Annotated in this window: 6 protein-coding genes; all 6 read right to left on the bottom strand. The window is 41.5% G+C overall.

The window, feature by feature from the left end:
* Positions 1 to 226: 226 nt before the first annotated feature.
* Complete coding sequence (gene aroF, locus ACFFAP_RS32255; protein ID WP_375515036.1) at positions 227 to 1285, bottom strand: 3-deoxy-7-phosphoheptulonate synthase; 1059 nt, start codon at positions 1283 to 1285, stop codon at positions 227 to 229.
* 276 nt (positions 1286 to 1561) lie between these two features.
* Complete coding sequence (locus ACFFAP_RS32250; protein WP_375515035.1) at positions 1562 to 2032, bottom strand: PAM68 family protein; 471 nt, start codon at positions 2030 to 2032, stop codon at positions 1562 to 1564.
* A gap of 12 nt (positions 2033 to 2044) precedes the next feature.
* Entirely contained in the window at positions 2045 to 2314 is a 270-nt protein-coding gene (gene rpsO / locus ACFFAP_RS32245; protein ID WP_041565894.1) for a 30S ribosomal protein S15, read from the bottom strand.
* A 305-nt stretch (positions 2315 to 2619) separates the two neighbouring features.
* Positions 2620 to 4290: an alpha-amylase family glycosyl hydrolase gene (locus ACFFAP_RS32240; RefSeq protein ID WP_375515034.1), complete on the bottom strand. Its 1671-nt coding sequence runs from the start codon at positions 4288 to 4290 to the stop codon at positions 2620 to 2622.
* Between the two features lie 218 nt (positions 4291 to 4508).
* A complete protein-coding gene (locus ACFFAP_RS32235) occupies positions 4509 to 6863 on the bottom strand; it encodes a ComEC/Rec2 family competence protein (protein ID WP_375515033.1) in 2355 nt (784 codons plus the stop codon).
* A gap of 485 nt (positions 6864 to 7348) precedes the next feature.
* Positions 7349 to 8248: a glycine--tRNA ligase subunit alpha gene (gene glyQ, locus ACFFAP_RS32230; protein ID WP_375515032.1), complete on the bottom strand. Its 900-nt coding sequence runs from the start codon at positions 8246 to 8248 to the stop codon at positions 7349 to 7351.
* Between the last annotated feature and the right edge of the window lie 131 nt (positions 8249 to 8379).

Below are 8379 nucleotides of genomic sequence, written 5' to 3'. Positions count from 1 at the left end.
TATAACTTTATCCTGGAAGCTCTATTCTATGCAGCTTCATATTAAATCGGTATAAAGGGGCATTATTTCATATTTACAATAAATAGGTCAGCATAATTAAACATACAATAAAATCCGAATTTGTAAGAAGTTATTCATCGCTGATAGTAAAGTCTATCAGGACTAAAGTCCTTACTACAAACTCGGAGTTATGCTGAGATACTGATCGCAAAGTTGCAACTGAATTTTAAGCTAGAGCCACTGCTGGTTGCTGCCAGCGTCCCACCGCCTTACCAATCACTGCTAATTCTTGCATCAAGTTATCAAAACGGTCTGGTGTGAGAGATTGGGGCCCATCAGATAAAGCTTTAGCAGGGTTGGGGTGAACCTCTATCATCAGGGAATCTGTGCCAGCTGCGATCGCAGCCATTGCCATTGAAGGCACAAACTCAGACCAACCTACGCCGTGGCTGGGGTCAATCATGATTGGCAGGTGAGTCAGCTTTCGCAACACTGGCACTACCGATAAATCCAGCGTATTTCGTGTATACTGACGGTCAAAGGTGCGTATTCCCCTTTCACATAAAATGACATTGGGATTGCCAGATGCCAGAATATACTCGGCTGCCATCAACCAATCTTCAATAGTAGCCGCCATTCCCCGCTTCAACAGAACTGGTTTCGCCTGCGCTCCCACTTTTTTGAGCAAGGAGAAATTCTGCATATTCCTTGCCCCCACCTGGATCACGTCAGCAATTTCTGCAATTTTATCCAGGTCAGCAGCATCCATCACTTCTGTAATAATACCTAGTCCGCTGAGTTCCCGCGCCCTAACCAATAAATCCAAAGCACTCTCGCCGTGTCCTTGGAAGGCGTAAGGTGAAGTCCGGGGTTTATATGCCCCGCCGCGCAAAAACTTGGCTCCAGCCATCTTGACGCGCCGCGCAGTTTCCACAATCATTTCTTCATTTTCTACGGAGCAGGGGCCGGCAACGACTACCAAAGGCTGGTGTTCACCAAACACCACCGTTCCATTAGGAGTATTAACCACCACTTCCGAAGCTTCGCCGTGGCGGTACTGACGGCTGGCTCGTTTGTAAGGCTGCTCTACCCGCAACACCTGCTCAATCCAGGGGCTAAGTTCCTGAATTTGTAGTGGATCTAAGCTGGCAGTTTCACCTACTAGACCAATAACGACTTTGTGTTGACCAACAATTTTTTCTGGAGTTAGCCCCCAGCTAGTTAGTTCCTCATCAATGCGGTTTATTTCCGCCTCTGGGGAAGCACTTTTCATTACTATAATCATCTGAAACTTCCTGATTATTAATTGAGTAAAATTTTCTGTAAATGGACTAACTTTATTGTTGCTTATTAGCCTAATTACGAATAGTTAAAAATAAAATTTATTTACCAAATATAGCGCTCAGTCAGTAAGTTTACTGCTAAATAAATTGACATAGGGTATAAAAAGCATTCATTATATAATTTTAATTAGTAATGTTGAAGTTATAAAATTTCAACTTCAACATTCACTTCTTCATTTACCCAATATCGCAGTTATCTAATACCTGAGCGCCGGTCATTATGAGTTTTTTTGCCGAGTTTCGCGCCAAACTGCCACCATTCGTCCCCAATTGGTGTTGAACTCACCCAAACCCAGCAAACTTCCGACTCTTTCTTCATCCCAAGAGGCAGAAAGAACGCCATAAGTTATCCCTAAAACCCCCAAACCAAATAATCCCATGTTCACCAATAACACGGCGATGGGAGGTAGTTGGATCTTGGAGTAGATAGCAAGCAGATAGCTGACAACCAGGGTGCTAATGCCCAAAACTGTTGGAACACCACAGAACCCAGCTACCCGGCGGATCATGCGCTGGCTGACTACTTGGGGAATAGTCATCTCTTCTTTGGTGTAAGACCGTTTTTTATCAGCCTGTTTGTCAGATTCTTGTGGTTGTGCTGCTGGTTTACTTTGAGTTTTTGCGGGTTTTTGGCGCTTTTTGTTTGGTTCAAAGGGCAAGCGACTGCGTTCAGATTCTTCAGCAGACATAAGCGGTAGTCCTTATCCACGAATACCGAGACGAGCGATCAAAGCTTGATACTTTTCCCGGCTTTCCTGCGATATATAGGCTAGAAGACGCTTGCGCTGACCAATTAGCTTCAACAGTCCCCGCCGGGAAGAATGGTCTTTTTTATTTGCCTGGAGATGTTCGCTGAGGCGGTTAATGCGCTCAGTTAGCATGGCAACTTGGACATCGGCCGAACCAGTGTCGGTTTCGTGAACTTGGTAGTTGGAAATTATTTCTTGTTTCCGCAGTTGCGTCAAAGCCATGATCGATTCAATTTGTAGTTTTTCTAAATGTATGTAGCAGTCTCCCATAATATCACAGCCATCAAACTGGATGTGGAATCATCTTTGCTGCTACGCCTTGCACTCTAGGAGACTAAGTAAGTCAAAAGCTAGACTCCAGTATCTTCTGGTAGTAGACGCGCTACTGAATCGTATTCGGATATACAACATTCTTATCAAACTAGCTACAAATTGCTAATCATTAGAATTTCGATGTTTGGATACTGCGGACTGGCGATCGCGCAATGATAACAAAGTCAAGCAAAGTAAACTACTATTTTGGCTGGCTACTGCAAAACAAATATCTTGGCTGTATAGCTTGGCAAGTCAGTGACTAAACCATCTTCCCCAACTTCCACTTCACACTTGGCGAACCAATCTTGCCAATACTCAGCAGTTGGGAAGTCTGCAATTTGATATCTAGTTAGATTCTGGTCAGAAAAATTAGCCACGACAACGACATGAGAATTCTGTTCATCCCAGCGGGTGTAAGCCACCACTTTATCATCTGCATTTTCGTAGAAAAACTTGATATTGTCACTTTGCAAGGCTAGATTCTGCTTGCGTAGAGCAATGAGTTTTTGATAATACTTAAATAAATTATGATTCTGGTCGCCTGACAGTAAAGACCAATTAATCTTCTGTGGCTTAGTTACATCTTCGCTTTTTTGCTGGTATTCGCCAAACTCTTCTCCCATCCACAGCATTGGTATACCCATCGCTGTCATTAAGAGAACAGCTGCTAACTTCGCTCGCTTAAATGCATCTGCGTCAAAGATACCGCGATCGCCTAATTCTCGCAATACACGTTCGCGATCATGGGTTGCCAAATAATTTATGACATTGGTAGCGATCGCATAACCTTGCTGTTTGGGATCTAAAATTTGCTTTAGTTGTTTTAATTCAAATGTTTCTCCACAAATATATGGAACTATAAAGTACCGAAAACTCTCATGCCAACAAGCATCTAATGGTCCATCTGGCTGGACTACAGAGTTTGTATCGGGAATATGTTCGGCAATGTTGTAAAACTGTTTGGGCGCGGCATGAATTTTTGCTTGTTTAGCCAGCCAATCTAGAAATTCAAAGTTAGCCAATTGGCGCACCGCATCAAAGCGAATTCCATCAATGTGATACTCCTTAATCCAAAATTGCACCACATCCCCGACGTATTTCCATGCAGGTTTAACATCTAATTTTTCATCATAATTATCATAGTTAAACTCTGGCCCCCAGTAATTATCTGGATCTTCGGGATAATGCATGTGTTCGTAATACCAGTAATTCCGGTCAATCAGCATTAATGGGCATTCTTCATCTGTGTGGTTATAAATTCCATCGATAATAACGCGAATGCCTCTAGCATGACACTCATCTATTAATCGCTTTAAATCTTCTGTTGAGCCGTAACTAGATTCTGTAGCAAAGAAGTGGCGCACTTTATAGCCCCAGTTATAGTTACCAGGGTATTCATTAACTGGCATTAATTCAATTGCATTAATTCCCAATTCAACCAAATAATCTAACTTGGCAATTATTCCCAAATATTTGCCTTGTTTATCAAGCCCAACCTCATCACCAGAAAAATCTGCAACGTGCATTTCATATATGACTAATTCCCGATTGGCTGGCAAAGGTTTTTCGTCGTGTTGCCAAGCGTAAGTATCAATAATACGTTGCCCATTTTTAATCTGTATTATGCTGGATTTTTCTTTTTCATTAACGTCTGTTGCTTCAGGGTCAATCACATCTATCCATCCATCAAATGCAAAATTTTGGCTTTTGCTTTGAACACGAAATTTATATTGATAAATGCCGTCTTCTAATTTTACTTGAGTGCGGAAATAACCATTTTCACTTTTTACCATTGGAATTTCTTTCCAGTCATAAAAAGACCCAATTAAAGCTACTCTTTTGTTCCGAGGAGCAAACAAAGTAAATTCAATTAAACTTCCCATTTCCATTTTTTTAAGATATCTTTTTGTGACTCAACTGTGTGATTACGTGTGATAATACAAACATTACCCCAGGGATAAGGTTAGCACCTGCTAAGGAAACCAAGCTTCTTAAGACCTTTGCATAGGTTACTTCCTTCCAAATGAATATACATCTATCTTTAGTTAGTCTTATTTTTAAATAAGTTTTGTGCTTTTAAATCTACTTTTTTATAAGCTTTTTATAAGATAGAAGACTTATTTTCTGTTGCTTCAATAAAAGCTTCAAACTGACCATTGGGCGTCCATTGAATAGCTCCATCTCGTCCTGTAAAAAATAGTTTAGTTTGGCTTTTATTCAATTCAGATAAAGATTTTTGATCCAAGTTAGCAGAAGAAGCGATCGCTACTTGTGGTTGCAGAGCAATAACTAAATCTTTTAATGACTGAGAGGCACACCATAACACTTGGGGATGAGGTAAACTCCCACTTTTAACTAGTTGCTGTACCTCTTTAGACTTGATATTACCTACTAATAACCAATTTTGATCTAAAATCTGTAATTGTAAGATGGGTAATTGATCGTTGATTAATTGTGCTACTATTGAACCCGTTTTCACAGCTTGACCAACTGCTAACGGTTGGTAAGATCCCTGATACTTTTGTAATTCTTGTTGAATTGCCTGAGTTGCAATAGAATTTTCTGGCTTGGATGAATATTCATAAAAGTTTTTAATTGGTAAACGTTGCAGTAATTCTAACCAAGCATTACTTTCATTGCCTTGAAAATCAGTTGCGATCGCCCAATTGATTTGATTTACACCCTGCTGCTGCAAAAACGGTAAGATTGTAAAACGTCCTGTCCCTTCATCGCCACTATTAATTACAGTAACTGTCCCTCTATCTTGAACAACTACAATTGGTTCTGTACCAGATTCTAATACTGTTATCCTAAACAACGTATTTGTAGAATGCCAAAGAGGGATAAATACTAAACCAATCGCAATCATATTAGCAAACCACCACCGCCGCTGCCACCAAGGCACTAGCCAAACCAATATAATCAGTACATAAATCGCTAGAAGCTGCCAACTAGATATGCTGCCTACAGCAACAGAATTTTCTGGCAGCTTGCTAAAAAATTCCACTAGTTTAATCAGCCAATCAGTTGGGTAATGCAACACTACAGCTAAAAAGCTTCCTGCCTGAGTCCAAATTAAACCCACTAAGGCACTGATGATTCCACCTATACTAATGATCGAAATTAATGGAGTACTAAGAACATTCAGCAACAAACTATAAGATGGTACAACCCCAAAGACAAAAAGTTGTACAGGTAAAGTCCAAATAGTGGCAGCTAAGGGAACAGCAATCAAAGCAGCGATCGCAGGCGGTAGCCATCCTAATCGATTGACTAATGCAGGTACTGTTACGATTAATCCCAATGTTGCTAAAAAACTCAATTGAAAACCTAAATCCCAAATCCATAGAGGATTAAACACTAATAACAGAGTTGCTGCTAATAGCAATGAGCCGAACTGTTTTACTTTTCTTTTTAATAGCAAACCAACTAATGCCGCAAAACCCATAATTACGGCTCTGAGAACCGCAGGTTGAAAACCTGTTAAACTCAGAAAAATGATTAAAGCCAAAAAGCCAAGGGTAAATTGCGTTCCTTTTCTTGCCCGCCTCGTTAACTGTAAGATCACACTTAAAATCAAAGAAGTTTGGAACCCGGAAGCTGCTAAAGCATGAGCTAATCCAGCTTGTACAAATAAGTCGCGGATATCGTAGGGTAAATCAATAGCTTTGCTTCCTAACACCATTGCACTGACAAGAGGCCCTTCAGGGATACCCAACCAACGAACTTGCGATCGCACAATTCGCTCCCGAATCTGCCACCATCCCCATTTTCGTTCCTGATCCAAAACATTTATTTGTCGCCCAATCAAACCAGCAAAAGTTCCTTCCTGCTTGAGAAACTTCTGAAAATCGAAACCACCAGGATTGGAAGCCGCCTTTGGTTTATACAAAATTCCAGTCACAGCAATTTGTTGACTAGGGTATAACCCAGTAGCCTGAAGTATAGGCACCGTGACATATAATTTGCCCGTTACCCCTTTTGGAACACCTGCTGAACCTTTTTCATTTTTGACTTCATCTAACTGAGTCGCTTCCAGCCAAAATTGTCCTCGCTGGCTGCGAGTTAAGCGGGGATTACTCGCCACTTGTCCACGAACAATCACAAGTTGTTCTTGATTACTGCTGTTTCCAGGCGGAACGAACTGACTAATATCTTTTGCACCCGGTTGCGGTACTCGCCATTGAAAATATAGAGTTGCCAATAATCCCACTAAGCCAGCAGCTAGCCATATTCGAGCATGGGGAGTAGTTTGCCAAGTGTTAGGCACTACCTTATTTTTGCTTCCAGCATTTTCTGGTTTCTGAGCAAATTGCCGTGAAGTGGTGCGTCTTCTCAAAAAAATCGCTCCCACTATCCCCAGAACCAAAATCCACACACCACCCAAAGGAACTGCTGTAAACAGCAACCCAAAAATGTAGCCAAGACAAATAATTACACCACTGGTTTGAATCATAAGATTTTTTGTAAAAGCATCTGACAACTCGAATTTGCAGCTAACTTAAAAATAGCTAGGGTAGCAATAGAGAAAAATCGGTGTTGCTGAATTTGGCTATGAAATTCAAAAATCAAATATTCCAAACTCTTATTATCTGCGCCTAGAGCGCCTACCGAAGTTTTGAGTAGCTTTCGCTGCTCAAACTTCTCTCTGCGTGAGCTTTTCATCTTTTTAATCAGCAACTCCGAAAAATTTTTATGCTTGTGGTGAAGTATAGTCCATCAAGTTTATACAAACAAAGCCCGCATAGGCGGGCCTTATCCTTGTAGCCTTAATGTTCTAGACTCAAGATTTAATGGTATTTCTGACTTTTAGCAATCGCGACATCATAAAGATATACCTAGCTTAAACCCCAGCACAGCATGGAGAAACAGAACACAGAGTGCTACGCTGACCAAATATGCAATTGTTCCTAGCGGACTTAGTTAGTGTAGCCCCACCCTTTAGGATGTCGGGCTTCCTGTTGAACTCACAGTATCTTTGAGTAACGGAAAACCCAACTTCTCCCTTTGCTCAACATATAAATGAGCTACCTTCTTAGCCAAATGCCGAATCCTGGCAATATAGCGAGTTCTCTCCGTCACCGAAATCACACCTCTAGCATCCAGCAGATTGAACGTGTGCGAACACTTCATTACATAATCTAAGCTAGGCAAGACCAATCCTCGCTCCGTCAATTGGGTAGCTTCCTGCTCATATAAATTAAATAGTGTCAGTAGCAACTCAGGATTTGACGCTTCAAAGTTGTAGATACACTGCTCAATCTCTCCCTGGAGGTAAACATCACCATAAGTAATGTTGTCTGTCCAATGAATCTTAGTAATTGCCTCCACTTCCTGGAGGTACATCACCAATCGCTCTAACCCGTATGTAATCTCAATCGACACAGGACGGCAATCTATTCCACCACACTGTTGGAAGTAGGTAAATTGAGTAATTTCCATCCCATCTAACCATACTTCCCACCCAGTGCCCCAAGCTCCCACCGTCGCATCTTCCCAGTTATCCTCTACAAACCGAATATCGTGGTCTTCAGGACGAATACCTAAAACCCTTAATGAATCAAGATAAATCTCCTGGATATTATCTGGCGACGGCTTAATCAGAACTTGGTACTGATAATAATGTTGGAAGCGGTTGGGGTTTTCGCCGTACCGCCCATCTGTCGGGCGACGACACGGTTCAACGTAGGCAACAGCCCACGGTTCCGGTCCCAATGCTCTTAAAAATGTCTGAGGATTCTTAGTACCTGCCCCCTTCTCAATGTCATAGGGTTGGGCAATCAAGCAACCGCGATCGCTCCAAAACTCATGTAATAAACCTATTACCGACTGAAAATTCACGCTTCACCCTTCCTTACTCAGCACAGTGCATAAACCATTGTTGCCTACAAAGAGAGCACTGTGGGCAGTTTCAGGGGACTCAAAAGCAGTCCAAAATATTTTTGGAAAAATAGTTGACAGGCTTAAGCAGG

Source organism: uncultured Nostoc sp., from assembly GCF_964245575.1.
GTDB lineage: Bacteria > Cyanobacteriota > Cyanobacteriia > Cyanobacteriales > Nostocaceae > Nostoc.
The sequence above is the reverse complement of the archived record's forward strand: the minus strand, read 5'-3'. Positions and strand labels throughout refer to the sequence as shown.